At 65.7% G+C, this 26,707-nt stretch carries 27 protein-coding genes; 17 read left to right on the top strand and 10 right to left on the bottom strand.

What is annotated here, in order from left to right; translation table 11 throughout:
• Nucleotides 1-16 precede the first annotated feature (16 nt).
• The 4 genes from BKG60_RS10365 (at nucleotide 17) to BKG60_RS10355 (ending at nucleotide 2,969) form a co-directional block, all read left to right on the top strand.
• Nucleotides 17-1,492, top strand: coding sequence for an aldehyde dehydrogenase (locus BKG60_RS10365; RefSeq protein WP_070945426.1), 1,476 nt, complete (start codon nucleotides 17-19; stop codon nucleotides 1,490-1,492).
• Between the two features lie 131 nt (nucleotides 1,493-1,623).
• Nucleotides 1,624-1,845 (top strand): hypothetical protein, encoded by a 222-nt coding sequence (locus BKG60_RS10360; RefSeq protein WP_036446466.1) that lies wholly within the window; start codon nucleotides 1,624-1,626, stop codon nucleotides 1,843-1,845.
• 328 nt (nucleotides 1,846-2,173) lie between these two features.
• A complete protein-coding gene (locus BKG60_RS31940) occupies nucleotides 2,174-2,338 on the top strand; it encodes a hypothetical protein (RefSeq protein ID WP_165688709.1) in 165 nt (54 codons plus the stop codon).
• A complete protein-coding gene (locus BKG60_RS10355) occupies nucleotides 2,322-2,969 on the top strand; it encodes a TetR/AcrR family transcriptional regulator (protein WP_070945427.1) in 648 nt (215 codons plus the stop codon). The genes BKG60_RS31940 and BKG60_RS10355 overlap by 17 nt, the downstream gene beginning before the upstream one ends.
• On the opposite strand, the gene BKG60_RS10350 is transcribed toward BKG60_RS10355, so the two are convergent.
• The 3 genes from BKG60_RS10350 to BKG60_RS10340 form a co-directional block, all read right to left on the bottom strand.
• Complete coding sequence (locus tag BKG60_RS10350; RefSeq protein ID WP_070945428.1) at nucleotides 2,950-3,480, bottom strand: dihydrofolate reductase family protein; 531 nt, start codon at nucleotides 3,478-3,480, stop codon at nucleotides 2,950-2,952. The two genes, BKG60_RS10355 and BKG60_RS10350, sit on opposite strands and share 20 nt — an antisense overlap.
• 3 nt (nucleotides 3,481-3,483) lie before the next feature.
• Nucleotides 3,484-4,407: a helix-turn-helix domain-containing protein gene (locus tag BKG60_RS10345; RefSeq protein WP_070945429.1), complete on the bottom strand. Its 924-nt coding sequence runs from the start codon at nucleotides 4,405-4,407 to the stop codon at nucleotides 3,484-3,486.
• A gap of 63 nt (nucleotides 4,408-4,470) precedes the next feature.
• A complete protein-coding gene (locus BKG60_RS10340) occupies nucleotides 4,471-5,310 on the bottom strand; it encodes an arylamine N-acetyltransferase family protein (protein ID WP_070945430.1) in 840 nt (279 codons plus the stop codon).
• Between the two features lie 216 nt (nucleotides 5,311-5,526).
• Here BKG60_RS10340 and BKG60_RS10335 point away from each other — a divergent pair, with 216 nt between their 5' ends.
• The 3 genes from BKG60_RS10335 to BKG60_RS10325 are packed head-to-tail and all read left to right on the top strand — an operon-like array spanning nucleotide 5,527 to nucleotide 9,217.
• A complete protein-coding gene (locus BKG60_RS10335) occupies nucleotides 5,527-6,336 on the top strand; it encodes a 1-acyl-sn-glycerol-3-phosphate acyltransferase (protein WP_070945431.1) in 810 nt (269 codons plus the stop codon).
• 6 nt (nucleotides 6,337-6,342) lie between these two features.
• Nucleotides 6,343-7,989, top strand: coding sequence for an acyl-CoA ligase FadD12 (gene fadD12, locus BKG60_RS10330; protein ID WP_075909626.1), 1,647 nt, complete (start codon nucleotides 6,343-6,345; stop codon nucleotides 7,987-7,989).
• Entirely contained in the window at nucleotides 7,982-9,217 is a 1,236-nt protein-coding gene (locus tag BKG60_RS10325) for an alpha/beta hydrolase (protein WP_070945432.1), read from the top strand. The genes fadD12 and BKG60_RS10325 overlap by 8 nt, the downstream gene beginning before the upstream one ends.
• A gap of 11 nt (nucleotides 9,218-9,228) precedes the next feature.
• Here BKG60_RS10325 and BKG60_RS10320 read toward each other — a convergent pair whose 3' ends face one another.
• The 3 genes from BKG60_RS10320 to BKG60_RS10310 are packed head-to-tail and all read right to left on the bottom strand — an operon-like array spanning nucleotide 9,229 to nucleotide 12,889.
• Nucleotides 9,229-10,905, bottom strand: a complete 1,677-nt coding sequence (locus tag BKG60_RS10320; RefSeq protein ID WP_070945433.1) for a nitric oxide reductase activation protein NorD — start codon at nucleotides 10,903-10,905, stop codon at nucleotides 9,229-9,231.
• Nucleotides 10,902-11,723 carry a CbbQ/NirQ/NorQ/GpvN family protein gene (locus BKG60_RS10315; RefSeq protein ID WP_070945434.1) on the bottom strand — a complete coding sequence of 274 codons (822 nt, stop codon included), beginning with the start codon at nucleotides 11,721-11,723 and terminating at the stop codon, nucleotides 10,902-10,904. Before BKG60_RS10315 ends, BKG60_RS10320 begins: the two co-directional genes overlap by 4 nt.
• The gene (locus tag BKG60_RS10310; RefSeq protein ID WP_070945435.1) at nucleotides 11,720-12,889 is read right to left on the bottom strand and encodes a spirocyclase AveC family protein; all 1,170 of its coding nucleotides are present in this window, start codon (nucleotides 12,887-12,889) and stop codon (nucleotides 11,720-11,722) included. Before BKG60_RS10310 ends, BKG60_RS10315 begins: the two co-directional genes overlap by 4 nt.
• 123 nt (nucleotides 12,890-13,012) lie before the next feature.
• Between BKG60_RS10310 and BKG60_RS10305 the strand changes: the two genes are divergently transcribed.
• A complete protein-coding gene (locus tag BKG60_RS10305) occupies nucleotides 13,013-13,615 on the top strand; it encodes a TetR/AcrR family transcriptional regulator (protein WP_070945436.1) in 603 nt (200 codons plus the stop codon).
• Here BKG60_RS10305 and BKG60_RS10300 read toward each other — a convergent pair.
• Nucleotides 13,612-14,232, bottom strand: a complete 621-nt coding sequence (locus BKG60_RS10300; protein WP_070945437.1) for a TetR/AcrR family transcriptional regulator — start codon at nucleotides 14,230-14,232, stop codon at nucleotides 13,612-13,614. The two genes, BKG60_RS10305 and BKG60_RS10300, sit on opposite strands and share 4 nt — an antisense overlap.
• Before the next feature lie 64 nt (nucleotides 14,233-14,296).
• On the opposite strand from BKG60_RS10300, the gene BKG60_RS10295 reads away from it, so the two are divergent.
• The 3 genes from BKG60_RS10295 to BKG60_RS32430 are packed head-to-tail and all read left to right on the top strand — an operon-like array spanning nucleotide 14,297 to nucleotide 17,358.
• Nucleotides 14,297-16,327: a molybdopterin-containing oxidoreductase family protein gene (locus tag BKG60_RS10295; protein ID WP_239251671.1), complete on the top strand. Its 2,031-nt coding sequence runs from the start codon at nucleotides 14,297-14,299 to the stop codon at nucleotides 16,325-16,327.
• Nucleotides 16,324-17,145 (top strand): NAD(P)H-dependent amine dehydrogenase family protein, encoded by an 822-nt coding sequence (locus BKG60_RS10290; RefSeq protein ID WP_239251673.1) that lies wholly within the window; start codon nucleotides 16,324-16,326, stop codon nucleotides 17,143-17,145. The genes BKG60_RS10295 and BKG60_RS10290 overlap by 4 nt, the downstream gene beginning before the upstream one ends.
• Nucleotides 17,146-17,175: 30 nt before the next feature.
• Entirely contained in the window at nucleotides 17,176-17,358 is a 183-nt protein-coding gene (locus BKG60_RS32430; RefSeq protein WP_239251675.1) for a hypothetical protein, read from the top strand.
• Nucleotides 17,359-17,363: 5 nt separating this feature from the next.
• On the opposite strand, the gene BKG60_RS10285 is transcribed toward BKG60_RS32430, so the two are convergent.
• Nucleotides 17,364-18,506, bottom strand: a complete 1,143-nt coding sequence (locus tag BKG60_RS10285; RefSeq protein WP_070185806.1) for an amidohydrolase family protein — start codon at nucleotides 18,504-18,506, stop codon at nucleotides 17,364-17,366.
• A gap of 10 nt (nucleotides 18,507-18,516) precedes the next feature.
• A complete protein-coding gene (locus tag BKG60_RS10280; RefSeq protein WP_070185805.1) occupies nucleotides 18,517-19,977 on the bottom strand; it encodes an aldehyde dehydrogenase in 1,461 nt (486 codons plus the stop codon).
• A gap of 145 nt (nucleotides 19,978-20,122) precedes the next feature.
• On the opposite strand from BKG60_RS10280, the gene BKG60_RS10275 reads away from it, so the two are divergent.
• The 4 genes from BKG60_RS10275 to BKG60_RS10260 all read left to right on the top strand — a co-directional run bounded on the left by BKG60_RS10275 (nucleotide 20,123) and on the right by BKG60_RS10260 (nucleotide 23,507).
• On the top strand, nucleotides 20,123-21,388 hold the full coding sequence (locus BKG60_RS10275; RefSeq protein ID WP_070185804.1) for an aromatic ring-hydroxylating oxygenase subunit alpha: 1,266 nt from the start codon (nucleotides 20,123-20,125) through the stop codon (nucleotides 21,386-21,388).
• A 4-nt stretch (nucleotides 21,389-21,392) separates the two neighbouring features.
• A complete protein-coding gene (locus BKG60_RS10270) occupies nucleotides 21,393-21,722 on the top strand; it encodes a hypothetical protein (protein ID WP_070185803.1) in 330 nt (109 codons plus the stop codon).
• Nucleotides 21,719-22,978 (top strand): metal-dependent hydrolase family protein, encoded by a 1,260-nt coding sequence (locus BKG60_RS10265; RefSeq protein ID WP_070945438.1) that lies wholly within the window; start codon nucleotides 21,719-21,721, stop codon nucleotides 22,976-22,978. Before BKG60_RS10270 ends, BKG60_RS10265 begins: the two co-directional genes overlap by 4 nt.
• Before the next feature lie 76 nt (nucleotides 22,979-23,054).
• On the top strand, nucleotides 23,055-23,507 hold the full coding sequence (locus BKG60_RS10260; protein ID WP_070185801.1) for a MarR family winged helix-turn-helix transcriptional regulator: 453 nt from the start codon (nucleotides 23,055-23,057) through the stop codon (nucleotides 23,505-23,507).
• A gap of 25 nt (nucleotides 23,508-23,532) precedes the next feature.
• On the opposite strand, the gene BKG60_RS10255 is transcribed toward BKG60_RS10260, so the two are convergent.
• Nucleotides 23,533-24,630: a fatty acid desaturase family protein gene (locus BKG60_RS10255; protein ID WP_070945439.1), complete on the bottom strand. Its 1,098-nt coding sequence runs from the start codon at nucleotides 24,628-24,630 to the stop codon at nucleotides 23,533-23,535.
• 236 nt (nucleotides 24,631-24,866) lie between these two features.
• Here BKG60_RS10255 and BKG60_RS10250 point away from each other — a divergent pair, with 236 nt between their 5' ends.
• Together BKG60_RS10250 and BKG60_RS10245 are read left to right on the top strand one after the other, a co-directional pair.
• A complete protein-coding gene (locus tag BKG60_RS10250; protein WP_070945440.1) occupies nucleotides 24,867-25,922 on the top strand; it encodes a ferredoxin--NADP reductase in 1,056 nt (351 codons plus the stop codon).
• Nucleotides 25,919-26,662 (top strand): SDR family NAD(P)-dependent oxidoreductase, encoded by a 744-nt coding sequence (locus BKG60_RS10245; RefSeq protein ID WP_070945441.1) that lies wholly within the window; start codon nucleotides 25,919-25,921, stop codon nucleotides 26,660-26,662. Before BKG60_RS10250 ends, BKG60_RS10245 begins: the two co-directional genes overlap by 4 nt.
• Nucleotides 26,663-26,707: the final 45 nt, after the last annotated feature.

Below are 26,707 nucleotides of genomic sequence, written 5' to 3'. Positions count from 1 at the left end.
AGGTAATGTGACGGCCATGACACAAAGCGCAGCCGCCATAAGGACGGAATTCGACAAACTGTTCATCGGCGGCCACTGGGTGGAGCCCTCGACCTCCGAGGTCATCGAGGTCTTCTCCCCCGCGACCGGCGAGAAGGTCGGCCAGGTCCCGCTCGCCGCCGAAGCCGACGTCAACGCCGCGTGCGCTGCGGCCCGCAAAGCCTTCGACGAGGGCCCGTGGCCCCACATGTCGCCCGAGGAGCGCCAGGCCGTGCTGGCCAAGGCCGTCGAGCTCATCAACGAGCGGGCCGAGGAGTTCAAGCACCTGCTGAAGCTGGAGACCGGCCAGCCTCCGACCATCGTCGACATGATGCAGTTCGGCGCGGGCGTGTCGAGCCTGCAGTACTACGCCGGCGCGGCCGACAAGTACGACTGGAAGGGCATCCGCGACGGCATCTACGGCCAGACCCTGGTCGTCAAGGAGCCGATCGGCGTCGTGGGCGCCGTCATCGCCTGGAACGTGCCGTTCTTCCTGGCCTGCAACAAGCTGGGCCCGGCCCTGCTTGCCGGCTGCACCGTGGTGCTCAAGCCGGCCGGTGAGACGCCGCTGACCACCAACTTGTTCGCCGAGGTGTTGGCCGAGGCCGGCCTGCCCGAAGGCGTTCTCTCGGTGGTGCCGGGTGGCCCCGAGACGGGCCGCGCGCTGACCTCCAACCCCGAGCTGGACAAGTTCACCTTCACCGGCTCCAGCGGTGTCGGCAAGGAGATCGGCAAGATCGCCGCCGAGAAGCTCAAGCCCTGCACGCTGGAACTCGGCGGCAAGTCCGCGGCGATCGTCCTCGAAGACGCCGATGTGGACTCCACGCTGCCGATGCTGGTGTTCTCCGGCCTGATGAACTGTGGCCAGGCCTGTGTCGGGCAGACCCGCATCCTGGCGCCGCGGTCGCGGTACGACGAGATCGTAGGAAAACTTGCGGAAGCTGTCAGTTCAATGCCGGTCGGCCTGCCCGACGATCCGGCCTCGATGATCGGCCCGCTGATCTCGGAGAAGCAGCGAGACCGCGTCGAGGGCTACATCAAGAAGGGTGTCGAGGAGGGTGCGCGCATCGTCGCCGGCGGTGGACGTCCCGAGGGCCTGGATTCGGGCTGGTTCGTGCAGCCGACGGTGTTCGCCGACGTCGACAACTCGATGACCATCGCGCAGGAGGAGATCTTCGGGCCGGTGCTCGTGGTGATCCCGTTCGACGACGAGGACGACGCGGTGCGCATCGCGAACGACTCGCCGTACGGTCTGGCGGGCAGCGTGTACACCACCGACTTCCCGAAGGCCATCGAGATCGCCTCGAAGATCCGTACCGGCACCTACGCGGTGAACATGTACGCCTTCGATCCGGGAGCCCCGTTCGGCGGCTACAAGAACTCAGGCATCGGCCGCGAGAACGGCCCGGAGGGCATCGACGCCTACACCCAGGCCAAGAGCGTGCTGCTGCCGTTCGGCTACACCCCGGAGTAAAACTCTTCGAAACTCGTAAAGGCGCCCTGGGACTGCGGTTTCAAGGCGCCTTTCGTGTGGGCGAGGTTGCACCGACAGCCCACGTTCAGGGTGGGCAACTACGGTGGGCAGCCCAACAACGAGGAGGCACCGTGGCAGTTTCGGTTGATCTGGCCAAGTCGCTCGACAAGGCCTACGAGGACAAGTCGCTCAAGGAGATCCTGGACGCCTCTCCGGCGGCCCTGGCCGGCGTCACCGATGCCGATGCCGAGCACCTCGCCGCGGCGTTCAACATCAAGACCGTGCGCCAGCTCGGGTCCAACAAGTTCTTCGCGGTGGCCGCGGCCCTGGTCGCGCTGGAGTCCGCCGGCTGATTTCCTCGGCGAGCAGACAGAGAATCGCATTACCGAGCACCTCTCAGTGCGATTTTGTGTCTGCTCGCGCCGAGTAACTCAGCGGCCCTGGAAGCTGGCGGCCCGGCGTTCGACGAAGGACTGCACACCTTGGTTTAATCCCCATCGAGACGCCACGGGTCGCGGGGAGCCAACGCCGACCAGCAAAATTATGCAAATGATCATAATTTTGCCGCAGCCCTCCGGCGCCGGGCGCGACCTGTTCAGAAGGCGTTCACCTGCTAGTCTTTTGTCCACAAGGATGTTCGTTGGATACTCGACATCATGCGAGGATTCCATCATTTCTATGGTGGATCGCATAGAAGGGCGGTGCGCGATGTGGGTCGTTGAGCTCAACCTCGCCGGTCACCGGTTCACCGGTCGGGTCCGCACACCGCATACCCCGGTGCGCACCCTCACCCCGCGGATGCTCCTTCGCTGTTCCTCGCAATTCCTGCATGACCGGGTCGCCTGACACCGCCACGAAGCCGCGGAACAAGCGCGGCTCGACGCGCGCCCGCATGCTCGGCAGCGCGGTAGAGGTGTTGCGCGAGCGGGGCGCCGCAGGCGTCACGATCGACGAAGTCCTGGCCCGTAGCGCCGCACCCCGCGGTTCGGTGTACCACCACTTCCCCGGCGGCCGCCGCCAGATCCTGATGGAGGCGCTGCAATACGCCGCGGACACTATCGGCGACGTCATCGGTGCCGAAACCTCCGACAGCGCATGGAATCTCGTGCAACGATTCGTCGAATTCTGGGAACACGTGCTCACCGGAAGCGATTTCACCGCCGGTTGCCCGGTGGTGGCGGTGGCAATCGCCGCCCCGGACGAAGAACCCGACCTCACCGCGGCGGCCGGCGCCATCTTCGACCGCTGGCGCGCGGCATTGACTGCCGATTTCGTTGCCGACGGTTTCGACGAATCCGACGCGTCGTCCCTGGCGGTGATGTGCATCGCCGCGCTGGAGGGCGCCGTGGTGCTGTGCCGGTCGTCGAGGTCGGTCGACCCGCTGCACGACGTCGCTCGGCAACTCGAATTCCTGATCAAGTCAAGGGAATTCGTCCGGCGCAACGGTCTCCCCGGGGTCAGTCGGCCGGCGCCCTGACCCACCGCGCACAGACAAACTCACCGTTGGCCGCAGTTTCGGCCAGCACCCACTCGGAGCGGACCGGCAGCACCGGCGCTCCCGCCCCCAATGTGCACGGCGCATAGCTGACGATCATCTCGTCGATCAATCCGGCCGTGACGAACTGGGCGGCAACGTCTCCCCCGCCGACAACCCAGACATCCTTGCCTGCCGCGGCCGTCGCCAATCGGGTGTGCAGCTCGCCGACATCGCCCGCGTACACCTGGACCGGATGCCCGGCGACGATGATCTCCTGGCGGTGGGTCAGCACCCATGTCGGCTGCTCGTACATCCACTCGTCGGGCTGGTTCTTCACAATCCACTCGTAAGTCGACGACCCCATCACCAGGGCACCGATGGTTTTGATGAACCCGTCATAGCCGAACGGACCCTGTTGGTCGATGTTTCGCGAGATCAGCCAATCCAGGCTGTCCTCGGCGTCGACGATGAAACCGTCCAGGCTCGATGCGGTGTAGTACACGGTCTTCACCGGTCAGTCCTTCCTCATCCATTCCAATGGGTCACCCCGGTCGGGTGCCACGCCGTGGCGTGCCAGCATGCCGCGCACCAGTGCCCGCCGGTGCGCGGAGTACGTCAGTACGTGCGCGACGATCCCGTACAGCTGAAAGGATTCCGGCGGATCACACAGTGCGTCGATCACGGTGTCGCCGAGCCTGCCTGCCGCCGAATACTCCGATATCACTGTGGTCCAGCGTTTTCCGATGACGTGGTGGTGCGCGGCGAGTTGCTCGGCTGTCGCGGTACGGGTGGTATCGCGTGACGGGAAGTCCCTGCCTTCGATGGTCGCCAACCAGACCTCTTTGGTCCACACGATTGCGCCGAGCACCGCGGCGACACTCGGTTCTGGCCCGTCCCAGTCCAGCACCACCTGACCCGGCGAAACCTCCTCGGCCCATTGCCGTTCAGAAAGACCAGCCGCGGCATCGATGAGGTACTCGGTATCGGCGATGTCGTGTACGAGCATGAACTGGGCGATATCCGGGCCGGCCTCCTCGCCCGAGCCGGAATCGCACCACAGCGACTGCGGCGGATGGAAGTGGACACCATTGGGAGCAGTCAGCCGGAAACCGACATCGCCGGCGCGCGACGGCGGCACGCCGAACGCACGACGGAACGCGCGGGAGAACACCTCGGCCGACGACCATCCCTCGGAATCGGCCACCTCGGCCACCCCGGACCCCTGCTGCAACCGCCAGGCCGCCCGCTCGAGCATGACCCGTCGGCGCAGCGCCGCCGGTGGCTCCCCGGTGAGCCTGCGCACTTCCCGGGAGAAGTGGAACTCCGAGGCGAAGCTGCTGCGTGCCATGTCGCCGACGCCCGCGTTCTCGTCGTCGACGACGGCATCGAGCAACTCCCGCAGCCGGTCACGTCCATTCGGTTGGTCCTCCACGTTCACCGAGTATGGTCGGCCACCGACCGCGGGACCATGACATTTCCTGCTGTGGTTACCCGAGCGTGCTCAGCTGTCGAGCACCTGCGCCACCCGGGCCTCGACGTCAACGCCGCCGAGATCTGACAGGTTGACACCGAACCGCTCGGTGAGCGCGTCGAGAACCTGTGCGGCCGTGTCGAATCGGATCTTCTCGGTGCCATCGTGACGGTGGATCGCCAGGTTGCGGCCCCGCAGGTTGGCCCTCGCGTCGTCGGTGACCAGTGCAGCGGTCAGTCCCACGACGAAGATCCCGCCCGGATGCGTTGACACATACCAGCTTCCGACCTCCAGGTCGATCCGCGGCTGCGGCACGGTCGTGAAGCGGTACAGCGGCTGCCACTGCCCGCGCACCTGCGCGGCCAACTCATACTCCGGCGCTCCGCGACTGGCCAGTTCGATCAGCCGGTAGGGCTCGTGGCGGGTCTGCTGCACCGCACCGGTCTGCAGCCGGATCGGCGACGACAGCGTCTGCCCACCGAAGCCGACGTCGACCAGGAAGCGTCCGGCCTCCCCGGGCACCGTCACCGCCAGCACATTGTGGGTGAGCGCGGGCAACGGGGCGTCGGGCTCCTTCATCCAGACCACCCGTCCGGCCAGCCGGTCGACGCCGTAGCCCAGTTCGTCGAGGGCGTAACCGAGTAGTCCGTTGTGCTCGTAGCAGTAGCCGCCGCGGCGGCGGGTGACGAGCTTGTCGGTCAATACGTCCGCGCTGAGATCGGCTACCGGGATACCCAGGAGCGGATCCAAGTTCTCGAACGGGATCGAGCGACCGTGGGCGGCGACGACATCGCGCAGTGTGTCCAGATCGGCTGACGCCGAACCTTGATAATCGATTCTGTCCAGGTAGCCGGCGAGATCAAATCCCATGACCGTCGATCATGCTGCCTCAACAATGGTTCAGGTCAAGTCGGCCGATCAGCCGGCCGGATCATAGCCATGCCGGTTGACCTCTGGTTTTGAGAGGATGGACTGCGGCTACTCGACGGTAGGTGGCGGGGCCCGCAAAGCAAATGGGTTTTTCCGCCTCGACCTGGGTACACTAGCAAAACTAGAACACGTTCCAATTCACATCAGGGGGACCCTGTGGCTGCGACCGACATCGACCCGTCCGAAATCACCAAGTGGGATCCGGGCCTGACCGAGAAGGTCATGGGCTTCTTACGGCCGCTGATCAAGGGTTATCACCGCGCCGAAGTACGCGGGCTGGACAGCTTTCCCAACGGCGGCGCTCTGGTGGTGTCGAACCACTCTGGCGGCTTGTTCCCGCTGGACATCCCGGTGTTCGCGACCGGCTTCTACGAGAAGTTCGGCTACACGCGCCCGGTGTACACCCTCAGCCACGACATGCTCATGGTTGGGCCGACAGCGGCGTTCTTCAAGAAGACCGGCTTCATCCGGGCCAGCCACGAGAACGCCGACGAGGCGCTGCGCTCGGGCGGTGTGGTCGTGGTGTTCCCGGGTGGCGACTACGACGTGTACCGGCCGACTTTGTCGGCCAACAAGATCGACTTCGCCGGACGCACCGGGTATGTGAAGGCGGCCATCAACGCCGGCGTGCCGATCGTGCCGATGGTCGGGATCGGCGGCCAGGAGACGCACCTGTTCCTGTCCCGCGGCACCGGCGTGGCCAAGGCGCTCGGTCCGATCGCGCGGCTGGCCCGCACCAAGATCGTGCCGGTGTCATTCGGATTCCCGTTCGGCCTGTCGGCGGTGCTGCCGCTCAACGTGCCGTTGCCGGCCAAGATCGTGATGAAGACGCTCGAGCCGATCGACATCCTCGCCGAGTTCGGCGAGAACCCGGATATCGACGAGGTCGACGCGCACGTCCGCCGTGTCATGCAACGCGCCCTGGACGAGCTGGCCGAAGAACGCCGCTTCCCGGTGATCGGCTGAGCACCGGTGAATCCGCTCGATCTCCTGACCGGACCACTGGACCGCGTCAACGACACCGTCGGCCTGGTCACCACCATGCGCCGGGCCGGGATCATCACAGCGATGCGCCCGGACAAGTACCTGCGCATCGCCACCGCCATGGCGCGCGAGAACATGAGCGTCACTTCGGGTTTCGCGGCCTCCGCGCAGCGCTGCCCGAACCGGCCCGGCCTGGTCGATGAACTCGGCACACTGACCTGGCAACAGGTGGACCAGCAGGCCGACGCGCTGGCCGCCGGCCTGCAGACGCTGCCCGGTGGCACGCCGAAAGTGCTCGGCATCATGGCCCGCAACCACCGCGGCTTCGTGCTGTCGCTGATCGCCGCGAACCGCATCGGCGCCGATGTGCTGCTGCTCAACACCTCGTTCGCGGCACCGGCGCTGGCCGAGGTCTTGGTACGTGAAACCGACGGCAAGACCAGTGCGGTCATCTACGACGAAGAGTTCAGCGGCACTCTCGATCAGGCACTCGCGGACCGGCCCGACGCCGCGCGGATCGTGGCCTGGACCGACACCAACATCCACGATGTCACCGTGGCCAAGCTCGTCGAGCAGCACCGCGGCCAGGAGCCACACCGGGGCGGTGAGAAGAGCAAAGTCATCTTGCTGACCTCGGGCACCACCGGAACCCCCAAGGGCGCCAAGCATTCCGGCGGTGGCCCCGAGGTGCTGAAGTCGATCCTGGACCGCACCCCGTGGCACACGGAGGAGCGGGTGGTGATCGTGGCGCCGATGTTCCACGCCTGGGGCTTCTCCCAGCTGGCCTTCGCGGCGTCCATGGCGTGCACCATCGTCACCCGGCGCAAGTTCGACCCCGAGGCCACGCTCGAGCTCGTGGACCGCCACCGGGCCAAAGGACTGTGCGTGGTGCCGGTGATGTTCGACCGGATCATGGAACTGCCCGAGAACGTGCTGGACCGCTACGACGGGCGCACGTTGCGGTTCGCCGCGGCCTCCGGATCGCGCATGCGACCCGACGTCGTCACCGCCTTCATGGATCGCTTCGGCGACATCATCTACAACAATTACAACGCCACCGAGGCCGGCATGATCGCCACGGCGACCCCGGCCGATCTGCGCGCCGCGCCCGACACCGCGGGGAAACCCGCCGAGGGCACCGAGATTCGCATCCTCGACAGCGAGTTCCGCCAGGTGCCCACCACCGAGGTGGGCACCATCTACGTGCGCAACTCGACCCAGTTCGACGGCTACACCTCGGGCAGCAACAAGGACTTCCACGAGGGCTTCATGTCCTCGGGAGATGTGGGCTACCTGGACGAGGCCGGGCGGTTGTTCGTGGTGGGCCGGGACGACGAGATGATCGTCTCCGGCGGTGAGAACGTATACCCGATCGAGGTGGAGAAGGTGTTGGCCGGCCATCCCGATGTCGCGGAAGCCGCCGTGATCGGCGTCGACGACGCGCAGTACGGGCAGCGTCTCGCCGCGTTCGTGGTGCTCGCCGGCACAACCACCCCCGACGTGCTCAAGGCGCACGTTCGGGAGAACCTCGCCAATTACAAAGTGCCGCGGGAGATCACCGTGCTCGATGAGTTGCCGCGCAACAGCACCGGCAAGATCGACCGTCGCCAACTCCAGGAGAAGGTGAATGGCTGACCGCCATCGTCGACCAAGAAGCCGGCTGCTCCTTGCCGGTGCTGAGCTGCTCAATGCTGCCAACGCAGTGAAACCGATCGGACGCCGGGGCTACAGCACCGTGCTGGCCTTCGTTTTCGGCTGGCCGACCTCGGAAAACGCGCCACTGTTGATCACCGGTTCGGCCCTCGACGCGCTGCGCCGCGCCGTTCGTGGTGACTATCGCTCTACGAGCGGCCGAATCTCCCTGCTGCTCAAAGTGATTTCCTGGGCGCTGCTGGTACTGGTGCACCGTCGCAATGTGCAATCGCGGCCCTACTTCGAAGACCCGGTACGCGAGGCTCTCGCCGACGAGTACCCGTCGGCACTGCGTCCCCTGCGCCGCGGCGAGGTGTACTCCACGTCGATGAGCCGGCGTCGCTACGTCCGCAAAACCGTGCACTACGGCCCGCATCGGGCCAACCTCGCCGACATCTGGATGCGCCCGGACCTCCCCCGCGACGGCAAGGCGCCGGTTCTGCTGCAGGTGCCTGGCGGAGCCTGGATGATCGGTATGCGCCGGCCTCAGTCGTATCCACTGATGAGCCACCTGGCCGAGCAGGGGTGGATCTGTGTGTCGATCGGCTACCGGATCAGCCCGCGCCACCCGTGGCCCAACCACATCATCGACGTCAAGCAGGCGCTGGCCTGGGTGAAGGCCAACATCGCCGAGTACGGCGGTGATCCCGACGCGGTGTGCATCACCGGCGGATCGGCCGGCGGGCATCTGACCGCGCTGGCGGCGCTGACCCCCAATGACGCCAAGTGGCAGCCGGGTTTCGAGGACGCCGATACCTCGGTGGCGGCCGCAGTGCCCGTCTACGGGCGCTATGACTGGTTCAGCACCACCGGGGCCGGACGCAAGGAATTCGTCGAGATCCTGGAACGGCTGATCGTCAAACTGCCGCTGGCCACCAATGGCCAGGTGTACAAGGACGCGTCACCGATCACGTTGGTACACCCCGATGCTCCACCGTTCTTCGTGTTGCACGGGGTCAACGACTCACTGATCCCGGTGCGTGAAGGTCGTGAATTCGTCAAAGCTTTGCGTGAGGTGTCGAACTCCCCGGTGATCTACGCCGAGATCCCCCATGCCCAGCACGCCTTCGACATCTTCGGATCACCGCGCGGCCACTACACGGCCGATGCTGTCTCCGAATTCCTGAACTGGGCCCGGGTCAGAGCCCAGAACACCGCGGACATCCGCTGATCCGGGATTCTTCACCGCCGCCTGGGTGCAGCCAGCTCTCGCAGGGCCGACATGAACAACTCATCCATCCGCGGGCTCAGCTCGCCCAGCGTCGCGGCGCTGGCATGGCTGGCGGCGCCGAACACCCGATCGAGCGAATCGGCGTCGCCTGTCGCCCCGATGGACAGACACAGGCAGGCCACCCCGTCCGCACGTAATTCCTCGAGTGCCTTGGCAGCGTCCGCCTGCGCGTAGCGACCCTCGTAGCCGTCGTCATATGGGTAGCCGTCGGAGAGCACGACCAGCAACCGATGAGGCGTTCCCGCTTGGCTTTTGAGGATCTCGCCGGCGCCCCGGATTCCTGCCCCGAGCCGCGTGTAGCCGAACGGCTGCAGCCGGCTCAGCCGGGCCCGCGCGCCGGCACCGAATCGTTGCCCGAAGGTCTTGACGGCAGGTAGGTGCACGGCGTGCCGGCCCTGGGAACGAAACCCGTAGATCGCGACGCGGTCGCCGAGCTCTTCGAGTGTCATGGCGAGCGTGGCGGCCGCGCGGCGCTGGTGATCGTGTACGGCAAGGCCCTCTCCGTCGGCGTCGGTCGCCGATCCTGAAGCGTCGACGAGGACGAGCACACCGAGGTTGCGGGCAAGCTTGCGGCGCTTGGTGTACACATGCTCGGGCGGTGAATACCCTGACCGGAGGTCGACGAACAGGTCGATCAAGGCCTCTGTGTCCACGTCGTCGCCGTCGGCGCGGGCACGCAACACTTTGGGACCGAGGCCCACTCGAGCCAGTCTGCGTCGCAGTACGACGTCGCGCGTCACACCGGCAGCTGAAACATCCACCGCTGCCGTGACGGGGAAATCGATTACGCGGCACCAGTTCTCCCGATACCGGTCACCGAAAACGTCCCATTCCGGGTACCTGGCACCACCCACCGCGATTGCCGCACCCGGCTTCTCGGCGCCGGTGAAGTGAATCGGGGTCGGAACCGGACGAGCATTCATGCCGACACGTGACGTCCGCCGGATCGAGGCGACTCCCAGTTCGCCGCCCGCCCCCTCGCTTCCGGAGGAACGGGCGCTACCGAACAGCGTGCGCAGGAATTTCGCGGGCGCCTGCGTTCCGATGGGAACCTCGAACAGTTTGAGGATCCAGCTCTTCTCTGCCGGCCCGTCGTCGCCGTCGTCGTCATCCAGCTCCGACGTCTGCTCGAAGTTCATCCGGAGGTCGGAAGCAGTGGCCTGCGAGCCTGATTCGGCGCGGGTGCGGATCAGGGTGCCCGGTTTGATCGTTCCGAACCAATCCGGTGGTGGGTCGAGCTTGGACTTGCCCAGGGCGATCTGCAACGACTGCTCGGAACTGTCCGATTGCGGAACTGTGCCGGGGCAGACCGCCGCCGCCAAGGGAATCGTCGAACCGAGTTCGGTCAAGACCCGGTGCCCTTCGAGCATCAGGTAGCGGCCGGCCGGCGAAGGCCGGGCCCGCAGGCGCTTGACGTACCGGCCGTCGAGGCTTCCGGCTCCGAGAAGCGCGCTCTGGACCAGCACTTCGCGGCGCTGCTTGTCGGGATGTGCGCCTGCCGACACGAAGACGACCCGCCCGTCGGTGTAGGCGGGCTCGCCTGCGCGGGCCACCGCAACATCGACGGGTCGCCCCGCGAGATATCCGGCCAGAAAACGGAAGTGGTGCGGCTGCGGGCCGGTGCTCACGGTGGGGGCAGGACCGCGTCGGCGAGTTCGCCGAGGCCCCGAATCACATCGGGATCGTCGGAGAGCACCTCCACGACGGCGGACTGAACGGCGTCGCGCAAGCTCAGTCCTTCGGCGACGAGGCCGCCGGCGAGGATCAGCATGCGGGTCGAGGCGACCTCGCTCAGTGCCGAGCCGTCGAGATCCCGGACGGCGTTGCCCAGCACCACCAGCGATGCAGCGGTGGAGGCGTCGATCCCGGCCTCCGCCGCCACGATCTCGGTCTCGATCTCGGCAGCCGGGAAGTCGAGGCTGATCGCGACGAAGCGTTGCCGGGTCGAATCTTTGAGGCTCTTGAGGATGCTCTGGTAACCGGGGTTGTAGGAGATCACCAGCTGAAATCCCGGGGCCGCGGGCAAGGTGGTGCCGAGACGGTCGATCGGTAATTCGCGCCGGTGGTCGGCGAGCGGATGGATGACCACCGTGGTGTCCTGACGCGCCTCCACGATCTCGTCGAGATAGCAGATGGCGCCGTCGCGCACCGCTCTGGTCAACGGCCCGTCTACCCAGACGGTTTCACCGCCCTTGAGCAGGAAGCGGCCCACCAGATCCGCCGACGTCATGTCCTCGTGACCGGCGACGGTGATGAGCTCACGGCCGAGATCGTGGGCCATCGCCTCGACGAAGCGCGTTTTGCCACATCCGGTAGGGCCCTTGAGCAGCACCGGCGCGCCACGGCGGGCGGCCGCCCGGAAGGTTTCGACCTCCTTCCCGGAGGGACGGTAGAACGGCGGCGGGGACTCCGGTGCGGTGACCGGACGAAACTTACTGACAGTCATCGCGTTTCGCCCTGAACGATCGGCACGGCGGGCGGGATCGTCGCCCCTTCCGGGAGCACCAGTTGACCCTCGTGGTTGATGTAGCCCGAACGGTTCGTCGGCAACGGCAGCTCTGGGTTGGGGCATGGCCGGTCGGTGCCCTCGCCACAGATGCCGGGGTTGAAGTAGGAGCGCTTCTGTACATCCTCGGGCCACGCATCGCCGTGCATGCCGAGCCAGGTCGCCGGGACGTTGTAGAACAGGAAGAAGCATGCGCTGACCCCGCCGAAGATCGCCAGGAAACGGATGAACTGTTGCTTGACGAAACCCCCACGGATCTGGTCGATTCCGCGTTCGACGACCGTGCGACCGCGATCATCGGTGAAGAAGCGCAGGCAGCACAGCGCCGCCTGGACACCGCCCCACATGAATCCCTCGTAGATCGGCCACTGGTAGTAGGTGCCGGCATTGAACGACAGCGATTGGATGGCGCCGGGGTAGGAGTAGAACCCGATCGGCAGCATGACCAGGGCTTCCATCACGAAATCGAAGACAATCGCGATGCCGTAGGTGACCAGGATGAGGCGCAGGGTGCTGATACCGGGCCACCGGTTCTTGATCTTGCGCATGATGGCGCATCCGACGATCGTCAGCAGCAGCACACCGTAGGCATAACCGGGGACGTTGGTCAGCAGCGGCTCGGGCACGGTATGCCCGGGTTCCTCGTGGGCCACCCAGCCCGGGATGTGCGGCGCCCATGAGCCCTGGTTGAACAGCCACGCGTTGTACGTGCACCAGGTGCTGTAGTAGTTGAGCATCGGATCCTGGAACATCATCAGGCCCATCGACACCAACAGCATGCCGTCGAGGGTGATCCGACGTTCGCGAACCCACGGGCGAATAATGAAGAACCACAGGGCAACTGGCAGACCCACCCAGAGCACGACGGCGTTGGCGATCAGCGGGATCTTCATGTACAGCGGCGGCTCGGTCGGGCCGCCCGACACCGGCTCGAAGTACGGTCCGGTAACCCAGCGGATGAACACGTACAGCGTGTATGCCAGGAAGACGGTGCCGACGGTCGCCCAGATCTTGAACGCGTTCGATGACGACGGACCTGGCTTTTCTAGGTCAGCGATCCCGCTGACCGGTTCGGTGACGACGGACTTCTTGGACAGATCACTCATGATCGGTTTCCCCTTGACGATCGTGGAGGCAGTCGGCGGTGCGAGCCGCCCAACCCGTGCAAATATACTCACGGGTATCTGAGATTCCAATAGGTCACTCAGAATCTGTGGCAGACTTCTGCCATGGCGGAACGCTGGACCCGGGAACGCAGACTCGAGCACACCCGCTCGGTGCTGCTCGATGCCGCCGAGGAGGTGTTCGCCGAAAAAGGCTTTGCGCCAGCCACTCTCGATGACATCGCCCGTGCCGCCGGCTACACGAAGGGCGCCATCTACAAGCACTTCACCACCAAGGAAGACCTGTTCCTGGCCGTCAGCGACCGCTACTGGCGGCGCTATTTCGAGAACTTCTCTGAGGTGATGTCGAGCGCGACGCAGATCGGCGAAGCGGAGCTGGACGAAATCGCCAAGCGCTGGCGCCAACTCAGCCGGGACCGCGGTGCCGAACATGCCGCGTTGGGGCACGAGTTCACGCTCTATCTACTCCGCAACCCCGATGCGCGGGAACGAGTGACCACCAAGCGCGCCGAAGTCGTCGAGGCACTGGGCAAGTTCATCGCCACCGGGATGGAACGCTGGGGCGCAACGTTGCGGATTCCGGCGCCCACGTTCGCTCAGGTCCTCATCGCCACCAGCGACTCGGTGGTGCTGGGCAGCGAACTCGACGACGTCGACCTGTACCGCCCGATCGTCGACATGTACGTGTCGGCGATCAAGTTGCCCTAGGGTTCGGTAGCCCGCCGATCGGCCCGCCACTGCACCGAACCCAGTCCGGTGAGCAGCGAGTTGACCGCGTCGACGATCAGGTCGTGGTCGAGTGGGTCGATCATCCGATTGGTGGCCATGGTGGCCAGCCCGTGCACGGTGGCAAATATCAAAGTGCCCACCCGACGCACGTCGCCGGCCGCCAGTTCCCCGGCGCCCTGCCCCCGCTCGACAAGCGTTCGCACCGGGGCGAACGCGGCATCACGCGCCTCGGTCAGGGCATCGGGAGCCTCGGCGAGGTAGCGACTGCTCGCCATCAGTTCGAGCAGCGCCGGATTGTCGGTGGCGAATCGAATGTAGGTGGTGGCAATCTTTTCCAGCCCGGCGCCCACCGAATGACCGGGCTGTACCGCGTCTTCCAGCGCCCGGTGCAGCCGATGAAACCCGTCGGCGACAAGCGCCTCCAGCAGTGCCGCCTTGTCGTCGAAGTGCCTGCGGGGTGCACCGTGGCTGACCCCGACCGCGCGCGCCAGTTCGCGCAGCGACAGACCGTCGACACCGGACACGCGCAGCGTCTGGCCGGCCTGCGCAAGCAAGGCCGCCCTGAGATCGCCGTGGTGGTAGCGCCCGGTCGACATGCCACGCACCCTAGCAAGAATGTTGCCATTGACAGCATTGTTGCCACTGACTACATTCCGTTCGGTGACCTGGACCACAGGACCCGGCCCGTCGGCGACCACCACGCGCGGCGCGGTGCGGACCGTCAAGAGCTTCTGCCGCATCTGCACCTCGGTTTGCGGGATCCTCGTCGAGGTCGAGGGCGACACCGTGACCCGGGTTCGCGGCGATCGGGACCACCCGTTGTCGAAGGGCTATGCCTGCCCGAAAGGCCGCGCGTTACCGCAGATGCACCACCATCCCGACCGAATCGAGCGGCCGCAGTTGCGCATCGACGGCAGACTGCAGGACACCTCCTGGACAAGGTGTCTCGACGATCTCGGGACCCGCCTCAAAGGCATCATCGACCGACACGGGCCCGCGTCGGTGGGCATCTTCTTCGGAACGGGCGTGGGCATGGACGCCACCGGCACCCGAGTGGCAGAAGCGTTACATGCGGCCATCGGCACCCCGGCCAGGTTCAGCCCCTTGACGATCGACGGCACCGCCAAGCCGCTGATCTCGGATCTGGTGGGCGGATTCGTCGGCCTGTCCGGCCGGCCCGACTATGACAACGTCGACTTCATGGTCTTCATCGGCACGAATCCGGTGATCTCGCACGGCCATGCCATCGCCGTACCCAATCCGACCGGCACGGTCCGCGGGATCGCCGACCGCGGCCAGGTGTGGGTCATCGATCCACGCCGCACCGAGACCGCACGGCTGGCAACCGGCCACCTGGCGCCGCGCCCCGGCACCGACCATGCGGTGCTGGCCTATCTGGTGCGCGAAATCCTGTTGCGCGGAGTCGATCCCGATGTGCCGGTGCAAGACTGCGATCGGTTGACCGCTGCCGTCGAACCGTTCACGCTCGAGCGCACCGCCGAATTGTCCGACCTCGCGCCCGAGCAGCTGCGGGGTTTCCGGGACGCGGTGCTGGCTTCACGAAGGATCGCTATCGAAACGGGCACCGGGGTCACCATGACCGCGGACAAGGCCAACGTCACCCAATGGCTCGCCTGGGTCCTGATGATCCTGACCGGCTCGATGAACCGGCCCGGCGGATTCTGGTTCCATCCCGGCTTCTCCTATCAGCTCGAGACGTTCGAACTGCCCATCTCTGCGGCGGACGGATCGTTCGGCCCGGGCCCGCGCAGCCGGCCCGAGACGCAGTCGTTCATGAACGAATGGCCCTGTGCAACATTGCCCGACGAGATCGAGGCGGGAAACATCCGCGCGCTGATCAACCTCGGCGGCAGCCTGCTCACCTCGTTCCCGAACAGCACGGCGCTCAGACCGGCGCTGGCCAAGCTCGAGGTGCTGGCCACCACCGAGATCATCGCCAACGAAACGGTGGCGATGTCGACCCACGTGTTGCCGACCAAGGATCAGCTGGAACGCCCGGACATCACGATCTGGGATGCGCTCAGTTCGCGGGTGTCCGCCCAGCACACGCCGGCTGTGGTGCCCGCCGTCGGTGACCGCCGATCGATGTGGTGGTTTCTGGCCGAACTCGGGCGACGACTCGGCCACGAGATCGCCGATCCCCGTCAGCCCGACGACACAGTGCTCGCCGGGCTGACGGCAGCGGCCCGCTGCGACTTCGAAGAGCTGACTGCGACCGGCTGGATGGATGCCGGCCACGAACTGCCCGCGCCCTGGGTGGAACGGCACATCGAGCGCATGGGCGGATGGCGAGTGGCGCCGCAGATTCTCGTCGACCGGTTGGCGGACCTGAAAGATACGGCCGCACTGGTTCTGATCCCGCGTCGGCAGATGCGACGGCTCAACGCGCAGTTGGACTTTCTCGGCGATGCCGCCGATGTGCTGATCAACCCCGATGACGGGGCCGCCGCCGGCGTCGCCGACGGCGCGGCCGTGACGGTGCGTAACGCCCACGGTGAGATGACCGGACGGGCGAAACTCGACCCAGGGATCCGACGCGGCGCAGTCTCGGTGCCGCATGGCCATGTGGAGGCAAATGTGAACGAACTGACCGACAGGGACGACGTCGACTTGGTGACCGGCATGGTGCGCTATTCCGGTGTGCCCGTGAGTCTGCACCCCGCCCGATGAGCGCTGACCTGAAGGTGGTGCAGTGGGCCACCGGGAACATCGGTCTCAAGGCCCTGCGAGAGGTCATCAACCATCCCGCGATGACCCTGGCCGGGGTTCATGTCTACGGCGCGGACAAGATCGGGCGCGACGCTGGTGAGTTGTGCGGCGTGACACCGATCGGTGTGCGGGCCACCGGCCGCATCGAGGACGTGCTGGCACTGTCTCCGGACTGCGTGCTCTACATGCCGCGCACTTTCGACGTCGACGATGTGTGCCGACTGCTGGAGTCGGGCATCAACGTGGTGGCAACCTGCGGTCAGTTCCATCACCCCGCGAGCATGGACCCGCAGCTACGGGACCGGGTGGAAACCGCCTGCCGGGCCGGAGGTGCGTCGGTACACAGCACCGGCAGCAGTCCCGGCTTCATCTCCGAGGCGCTCCCGCTGGTTCTCACCTCGACCCAACGACGACTCGATGGCCTCGTCATCGAGGAAAACGCCGACCTGTCCAAGCGCCACTCCCCCGAGTTGTTGTTCGACGTCATGGGGTTCGGCCGTGACCTGGCACCGTTCGACCAGTTCCGCGCCGACTATCTGGCGGCCAGTTTCGGGCCCTCACTGCTCCTGCTGGCCGACGCGGTCGGGCTGCCGCTGCAGCAGGTGACCGCCCGTGGCGAATTGGCCGCCACCCCACAGGAAGTTCACATCGCCGCGGGCACCCTCAAAGCTGGAACCGTTGCCGCACAACGTATCACCGTCGCCGGAATGCGTGACGGGCAGGAGCTGCTCACCTTCCGCGCCACCTGGTACTGCGCCGCCGACCTCGAGCCGGCCTGAGAGGTTCGGGAAACCGGCTGGCATGTGTCAGTGGCCGGCGACGCCCCGCTGGAGGTGACCCTGCGGATGCCGATACCCCTGGAACGGATGGCCGAGACCACACCGGGATACACCGCCAACCGTGCGGTGAACGTCGTCGCCGCGGTATGTGCCGCGCGTCCGGGCATACGATCGACGCTCGACCTGCCCCCGGTAGCGGCTCAGTTCGCCTGAGTGCCCTAGAAAACCCGGACCTGCCCTTCGAGCACAGGAACCGTCTCGGGCAGCTTGTAGGTCTGAATCCCGTTGCGGAACATCACATTCTCGCGGGCATGCTCGGGCAGATGCTTGACCAGCCAACGGGGATCGTCAAAGGTCCAGTGCGGGTAATCCGACGAGAACAGCAGGATCTTGTCGCACTCCATCCACTCGAAGGCCCGCGACAGTTCGGTCTTGTCCTCGGGATAGTCCAGCGGCTGGGTGGTGAACTTGATGTGGTCCTTGACGTACTCGGATGGTTTGCGCTTGATGTCCATCCAGGACTTGCGGGCTTCGTAGATGGCGTCCATGCGCCACATCAGCGGCAGGATCCAGGTGAAGGCGTGCTCGACGAACACAATGCGCAGTGTCGGAAACCGGTCGAAGACCCCGTCGAAGATCAGGCTCATCACCTGATTGGCCGCCAACAGCGAGTACGTGACCATGAAATCGTGGTTGTAGCTGGGCAAGCCGACCGGCGGCAATGGCAGCTCGTCGTATTCACCCCGGGACAGGTGACAGCTCACCGTGATGTCGTGCTTGGTGGCCGCGGCCCAGATCGGGTCGTACTTCGGATCACCCCATGACGGGCGCGGCTCGGCCTTGATCAGAATCTGTGCCATGAAGGGATGGCCGGCCCACCGTTCGACCTCCTGTGCCCCGAGTTCCGGTGCTTCAACGGCCAGGCAGATGGAACCGCGCCACCGCTCATGCCAGTTGTTGTGACTGTCCAGCCAGTGATTGGCCTGCCAGTCGTTCAGTGCACAGTTCATCGCGTGGTTGGCCTCGGGAATGTGGGCCGAGTACGCCGCGGGCTCCAGGACCGCGATGTCGGCGCCGGCCTCCATGATCAGTTGCCGGAAGGCCAGATCAGGATCGCTGCCGGCGAACTCGCCGTCGGTGGGGAAAGTATCGGTGCGCATGGCGTAGGCGTGGGCGTAATCCGGCGCGTCGTAGTAGATCAACTCCCCGACGTCGTGACTGCCGAAGTATCTGCTGCGCCATGGTTCCGGGATGTACTGCCCCAGCACCCCCCGACGGGGCACCGGGTGCACATCGGAGTCGACGCAACGCACCGCGATGCGTTCGGCGGCGGGAATCCTGGGCGAGGTTGTGACTGTCATGTTGGTCCCCTCAACGTGCGGTTGCGACGGCAATGGATTTGGTCTCGAGGTAGCCGTCGAGTCCTTCGCGGCCGAGTTCCCGGCCATATCCGCTGTCCTTGATGCCGCCGAACGGTGCAAACGGATCCATTGTGTACCCCTGGTTTACCCCGAAAGTGCCGGTTTGTACACGTTCGGCGACGCTTATCCCGCGGTCGGTGTCCGCCGTCCATACCGAGCCGGCCAGCCCGTAGTCGGAGTCGTTGGCGATCGCGATGGCGTCGTCCTCATCGCGATAGCTGATCACGGTGAGTACCGGTCCGAAGATCTCCTCACGAGCGATGCGCATCGCGTTGTCAGCCCTGGCAAACAGGGTCGGCCGCACGTACCAGCCGGTGTCGAGGCCGTCGGGCATCTCCGTCCCCCCACAGACCAGCCTGGCCCCCTCACGCCGGCCGAGATCGATGTAGTCGCGGACGCGCTGCTGCTGCCGCCGCGACACGAGCGGTCCCAGCTCGGTCGCCGGGTCGGCGGGATCCCCGACGACGATCGCACCCATCCGGGCCGCCAACGCGTCCACGAACTCGTGCTCACGCGAAGCCGGTACCAGGATCCGGGTCAGTGCATTGCAGATCTGCCCGCTGTTGGACAGGCTGGCCGAACGGACCCCGGCCGCAACGGTTTCCGGGTCGGCGTCGTCGAGCACGATCGCCGCCGACTTGCCGCCCAGCTCCAGGCTCACCTTGGTCAGGTTGGCTGCCGCCGCGGCGGCCACAGCCCGGCCTGCAGCGCTGGAGCCGGTGAAGGAGACCTTGTCGACGCCGGGGTGGCCCACCAGGTGCGCGCCGGCGCCGGCATCCCCCGGTACGACGGTGACGACGCCGTCCGGCAGGCCGACCTCCTTGAGTATCTCCGCCAGAAACAGTGCGTCCAACGGTGATTCCGGCGCCGGTTTGAGTACCACCGCACAGCCTGCCAGCAGCGCGGGCACCAGCTTGGTGACGATCAGGAACTGCGGCATGTTCCAGGGCACGACGGCTGCGACGACACCGACCGGACTCTTGCTGATACGGACGTCCGAACCGAAGAAGCCGCGCCGGGCCTCGTGCCACGGGTAGTTTTCGGCGAGATCACAGAACGCCGACATCATCATCGTCGGCAACCCGACCTGTGCGCGCTCGGCGAAACTGATCGGCGCGCCGATCTGCGCCGAGATCAACTGCGCCATCTCGCTTCGTCGCTGTGTGTACAGCTCGGCGAGACGACGTACCGCCGCGATGCGCTCGGCCGGGTCGAGCCGGGGCCACGGGCCCTGGTCGATCGCCGTGCGCGCGGCCGAGACCGCGGCATCCACATCGGCCGGCCGGCTCGCCACCACTCGAGCGATGGGCTGCTCGGTGTGCGGTGAGATGACCTCGATCGTTTCGGCAGGGTCGCCACTGGACGACCAGTCCGCCTCGACTCCGAGGAACTCCCCAAGATGCTGATCCATTCGGATCCTCCCGCCTCAGTCCAGCCCAGAGTATCAACTACTTGTCATTGACGGAACCGGCGTCTACGGTCGATTTGAAGCCCTGGCCGGCAGCCGCAGCCCATCGTGTGCACCGCCGGCCGAATCACATCGCAGAGGAGCGGGCATGGCTCGGTTTCCCAAGCCGGCTGAAGGCAGCTGGACTCAGCACTACCCCGAGTTGGGCACCGGCCCGGTGTCGTATGAAGACTCGATCAGTCCCGAGATCTATGAACTGGAACGCAAGGCGATCTTCAAGCGTGCCTGGCTGAATGTGGGCCGGGTGGAACAGCTTCCGCGTAAAGGCAGCTACTTCACCCGGGAGATGAAGGCCGCCAACACCTCCATCATCGTGGTCCGCGGCAAGTCGGGCGAGGTCAAGGCCTTCCACAACGTCTGTCGCCACCGGGGCAACAAGCTGGTGTGGGACGACATGCCGCTGGAGGAGACCAGCGGGGTATGCCGGCAGTTCACCTGCAAATACCACGCTTGGCGCTACGACCTGGACGGCGAGCTGACCTTCGTTCAACAGGAAGCCGAGTTCTTCGACCTCGACAAGAGCCGCTACGGCCTGGTGCCGGTGCACTGCGAGGTGTGGGAAGGGTTCATCTTCGTCAACTTCGCCAAAACACCCGAGCAGTCACTGCGCGAGTTCCTCGGCCCGATGATCACCGGCCTGGAGGGCTACCCGTTCGACAAGATGACCTCGCGATTCACCTATCGCTCTGAGGTGAAAGCGAATTGGAAGCTCTACATGGATGCCTTCCAGGAGTTCTACCACGCACCCATCCTGCACGCGAACCAGTCACCGACCGCCTATTCGAAGGCCGCCGCCGAGTCGGGATTCGAGGCACCGCACTACCGGATCGAAGGACCGCACCGATTGGTGAGCACTTCCGGGGTGCGGGCCTGGGAAATGCCCGACGAGATGCGCAAGCCCATGGAAGACATCTGTCAGAGCGGGCTTTTCGGCCCGTGGGACAAACCGGACCTCGGCGAGATGCCGGCCGGCCTCAACCCCGCCAAGTGCGATCCGTGGGGGTTGGACTCCTTCCAACTGTTCCCCAACTTCGTCATGTTGTTCTGGGGCCAGGGCTGGTATCTGACGTATCACTACTGGCCGACCTCGTTCAACACCCACACGTTTGAGTGCACGCTGTATTTTCCGCAGCCGCGCACCCCACGGGAGCGGTTGGCCCAGGAACTGGCCGCCGTGTCCTTCAAGGAGTACGGCCTGCAGGATGCCAACACGCTGGAAGCGACGCAGACCTCCATCGAGACTCGAGTGGTCGACGAGTTCCTGCTCTGCGATCAGGAGATCCTGCTGCGGCACCTGCACAAGGAGACCGCATCCTGGATCGAGGACTACCAGCGCAACACCGCAGGAGTGTGAACTGATGAGCATCAAACTCCCGGCCGAATTCGCCGATCTGGAACGGTTTTCGGACTGGTGCCTGTCCAGTGAGCCGCAGCGCTACGCCAAGCGGTTGGGTTCCACCATGACCGAGATGCAGGCGTTCTACGACGCGATCACGCCGCGGGCCGAGGAAGCGATCAGCTTCTGCGACAAATTCAGCCTCGATGACATGCCCGAGGATGTCCTCAACCTGATGCACCTGCTGTATTCGATGGTGACGGTGTCCTTCCCGGTCGAGTGCTGGAAGCAGCCGCGGGTACCCGATTCCGGTGCCACGTCGCTGGACTGCGTCGCCGAGCCGGTGCCGTGACGCCGGTAGCGAACCCCACTACGGTCCTGCGTGCCGCCCGTTGGGTGGACGTGACCGCCGGCGAGGTCCGGTCTCCGGCCGTTCTCGTCATCGAGGGAAACCGGATCACGGCCATCAATCCCGAAGGGCCACTGCCGGATTCGGCCACGGTCATCGACCTGGGTGACGCCACCCTGCTGCCCGGGTTGATGGACATGGAGCTCAACCTGCTGATCGGCGGGCCGGGAAACCCGGGTGGACTACCGACGCCGATGCACGGCGTGCAGGACGATCCCGCCTACCGCACGCTGCGCGGCGCGGTGAACGCGCGCACCACGCTGGAGGCTGGGTTCACCACCGTCCGCAACCTTGGCCTGATGGTCAAGACCGGCGGCTACCTGCTCGACGTCGCGCTGCAGCGGGCCATCGACCAGGGCTGGCATATCGGCCCCCGCATCTACCCGGCGGGACACGCAGTCACGCCGTACGGCGGACATCTCGACCCCACGGTCTTCCAACGGCTGGCCCCCGGGATCATGCCGCTGTCGATCGCCGAGGGCATCGCCAACGGAGTGCCGGACGTCATCGCGTGTGTGCGCTATCAGATTCGCCACGGCGCCAAGCTCATCAAGGTGTCGGCCTCCGGTGGTGTGATGTCGCACAGCACCGCGCCCGGTGCCCAGCAATACTCCGATGCCGAGTTCGCTGCCATCGCCGACGAGGCGCACCGCGCCGGGGTCAAGGTGGCCGCGCACGCGGTCGGGGACACCGCCGTCCAGGCATGCATCCGGGCCGGCATCGACTGCATCGAACACGGCTTCCTGGCCAGCGACGAGACGATCCAGATGATGGCCGACCACGGCACCTTCCTGGTATCCACCACGTATCTGACCGACGCGATGGCCATCGACCGCATCGCGCCCGAGCTGCGCAAGAAGGCACTCGAGGTGTTCCCCCGGGCGAAAGCCATGCTGCCCAAGGCCATTGCGGCCGGCGTACGCATCGCGTGCGGCACCGATGCGCCCGCGGTTCCACACGGCGACAACGCCAAGGAGTTGTGCGCGCTCGTCGAACGCGGCATGACCCCGATGCAGGCCTTGCAGGCCCCGACGACGGTGTCGGCGGATCTCGTGGACGCGGCTGACGAGCTGGGTCAGCTCACCCCTGGATATCTGGCCGACGTCATCGCCGTCGCGGGTGATCCGAGCACCGACATCGCGACGATGCTCGATGTCCGGTTCGTGATGAAGGACGGAGTGGTCTACAAAGGCCCGTGACCTGCGGGCCAGGTGAGTGCCGCGAACCGGCCGCGGTGCGCTAGCGTCGAGTCGGCGCGTGTGGCAGGAGACGAGGATGGATCTGAACGAGAACACCCTGTGGTGGCTCAAGCAGGCCTTCTACTTCTCGCTCACCGAAGTCAACGAATCGGTGAAAGAGCACGGTGTCACCACTGCCCAGATCGGTGTGCTGCGTCAGTTGAGCAACCAACCCGGTCTGTCCGGTGCGGAGCTGGCCCGTCGTCTGCTGATCACCCCGCAAGGTGTGCAACTGGCGCTCACCGCGCTGGAGAAGCGTGGGTTGATCGAGCGCAAGCAGGATCCCCAGCACGGTCGGATCCTGCAGGTCTTCCTGACCGATGAAGGCCGCGCGGTGGCATCGGCGGTGGTGGCCGATGCGGTCGCCGCCCATGATCGGGTGTTCGGTGTCCTCAGTGATCAGGAACAGGAGCAGCTGCGCGCCCTGCTGCGCCGGGTGATCGAGCAGGGAACGGGTCACACACCGCACTCCGACCACATCGACCCATGACGTCTCCCGGTGGGGGCGGCCGGGCCTAATTGCGGCGTCGCCGGCCGATGCTCAGCAGCCAGTCGGGGAACGCCAACCCGTGGATGATCCGTTGCGTCCGGAAGTACTGGCGCGGAAGCGATGCCGTGTTGTAAGGCAGGTCGTACTTCTCGCACAGTTCCCGTACGCGAACGCTGACCTCGGGGAGGCGGTTGCTCGGCAGGTCGGGGAACAGATGATGCTCGATCTGGTAGCACAGGTGACCGCCCGAGATCGCCAGCAGCGGGCCCGCGTTGAAGTTTGCCGTCCCGAGCATTTGCCGGAGATACCACTCGCCTTTGGTCTCGTCTTCGACCACCGCCGGGTCGAATGTCTCGGCGCCGTCGGGGATGTGCCCACAGATGATGTTCACGTACACCCATAGGTTCCGGAGCACATTCGCGGTGACGTTGGCCGCCAGGGTCCGACGCCACCTGCGCAGGCTCAGGGCGGGCAGGAACACATAATCCTTGGCGAGCTGCCGAACGATCTTGTCGCGAAAGTTCCGCTTCTCCACGGCCAGGCCCTCTGGCGTCTCGTGCCGCAGCCGCTCGGAGTGCAGGCCATGCAGGGCGATGCCCCACTCGAACATCGCTGCCAGCACCAGGTTTCGTACCGGAGTCGCCAGGTGGACCCAGCGCCACGGCTGGTCGGTGGTGACCCGATGCAGGCGGTAGCCGATGTCCTCGTCCATGCCGAGGACATTGCTGTAGACGTGATGCCGATAGTTGTGCGAGTACCGCCACTGCGCGGAATGTCCGACCATGTCCCACTCCCACGTGTTGGAGTGGATTTCGGGATCGTTCATCCAATCCCACTGGCCATGGGAGATGTTGTGGCCGAGCTCCATGTTCTCGACGGACTTCGAGTACGCCAGCGCGCACGTTCCCACCAACCAACCGGTCGTCGACCGGCTGCCGGCGATCATCAGTCGCGCCGCGACCTCGAGCCCCCGCTGGAAATGGATCACCCGCCGGATGTAGGCCGCATCCTTCGCCCCGAGCGACTCCTCGACGTCTCGGCGGATCACGTCGAGTTCATAGGCGATCTCTTCGACGTCCTCACTGCTCAGGTGCAGGTAGGCGGGAACATCGGCGATCGCCATCAAGGTGTCCTCGGGTGGGTGCAACGTTGGAGCGGTGCAATCCCGGCCACCGCGAGGGCCAGTGCGCAGCCTAGAGGCTAGGGGTTACCGATGGGTAATCGAGTTCGCCGACCAGGCGATATGGCGGCTTCGACGTCCGGTCTGCGCGCCTCTGCCGGAGTTGGCCTTGTCCCCCGTACCGCCGTCGATATCTACCACTTGAGATTAATGACAAGTACTTGATAATGTTGCCCGCAATGGAGACGATGACGACACCCACCAAGGCGGCCGCCGCTACGCCCGATGCCGACGGCTTCACCCCGCTGCGGGTCAAGCACGTCATCCGGGAGACCGCCGACGCGGTGTCGCTCGTGCTCGACATCCCCGAGGCGAGCATGGACAGGTTCGGTTATCAGGCGGGCCAGTTCGTCACCCTGCGGGTGACGATCGACGGTGCAGAACATCGCCGGTGCTATTCGATGTCCTCCTCCCCGCACAGCGGGACCGATCTGCGGATCACCGTGAAACGCGATCGCGACGGCCTGGTCTCCAACTGGATCAACGACACCGTGCGCGCCGGCGACCTCATCTACACCGCGGCACCCGAAGGTCGCTTCGTCCTCACCGACGCCGACCGGGACATCGTCACCTTCGCCGGCGGCAGCGGTATCACACCGGTGCTCTCGTTGGTCCATTCGACGCTGGCCACCACCAGCCGCAAGGCCCGGATGTTCTACGCCAACCGCAATCTCGAATCGGTGATCTTCCGGGACGCGCTGGCGGACCTCACCGAAGGCCACAGCGGCCGCCTCGAGGTGCACCACCATCTCGACGAACTCGACGGCGTCGTCTCCTCCCAGGCCATCGCGGACTTCGTCAAGGACTGCAGCACCGCCGACTTCTATGTCTGCGGCCCTGCCCCGTTCATGGACACCGTGGAACAGGCCCTGCTCGACGCCGGGATCCCCAAGCAGCAGATACACCTGGAACGTTTCACCGTGGCCGCGATCCCGGCGGCCGATCCAGACGAAGCCGCCGTCACCGAAGAGGTCACCATCGAACTCGGCCGCAGTACCGTCACCGCGCCCTACCGCGCCGGCAACACGCTGCTGCAGACCGCCCGGCTGGCCGGCTTGAAAGCGCCGTCATCGTGCGAAACCGGTTCGTGTGGAACATGTATGGCTCAGGTGGTCGAGGGCAGCGCTCGCATGCTGAACAACGATGCCCTCGACGACGACGAAGTCGCCGAGGGGTGGGTGGTGACGTGCCAGGCACTGCCAACCAGCCGCACAGTAAAGGTGGTGTACGAATGAGCAGAGTCGCCGTGGTGACCGGCGGGGCATCGGGCATGGGAGAAGCGACGTGCCACGAGTTGGGCCGGCGCGGCCACCAGATCGCCGTGCTCGACGTGAACGCCGATGCGGCACAACGAGTGACCGATGACCTGCGGTCAGCCGGCGTCACCGCCTTCGCGGTCGGCGCCGACATCACCGACCGCACCGCGGTGGAAGAGGCCTTCGGCAAAATCCGCGGTGAACTCGGGCCGGTCGGCATCCTGGTGACCAGTGCCGGCATGTTCGGATACGCCTCGTTCGCCGACATCACCGAACAGTCCTGGGCGCAGATGATCGATGTCAACCTGAGCGGGACGTTCCGCTGCTGCCAGGTCGCCCTCCCCGACATGGTCGACGCCGGATGGGGCCGCATCGTGATGATCTCGTCGTCGAGCGCCCAGCGCGGCACTCCGTTCGCGGCGCACTATGCCGCCTCCAAGGGCGCGTTGCTGACCTTGACGAAATCACTGGCCCGCGAATACGCCGCGCATGGCATCACTGTCAACAACATTCCCCCGTCGGGCATCGAGACCCCGATGCAGCACCAATCCCAAGCGGCCGGACACCTGCCGCCCAACGAGACCATCGCCGCCAACATCCCGCTCGGCCGCCTCGGTACCGGAGCGGATATCGCTGCCGCCGTGGGCTTCCTGTGCTCCGACGAGGCCGGCTTCATCACCGGGCAGACCCTCGGGGTCAACGGCGGCGCGGTGATGTAGCGATGTCCCGCTCCACGAGCAGTCCCCACACCCACTAGTCACACG

This window comes from Mycobacterium syngnathidarum (genome assembly GCF_001942625.1).
Taxonomy (GTDB): Bacteria; Actinomycetota; Actinomycetes; order Mycobacteriales; family Mycobacteriaceae; genus Mycobacterium; species Mycobacterium syngnathidarum.
The sequence above is the reverse complement of the archived record's forward strand: the minus strand, read 5'-3'. Positions and strand labels throughout refer to the sequence as shown.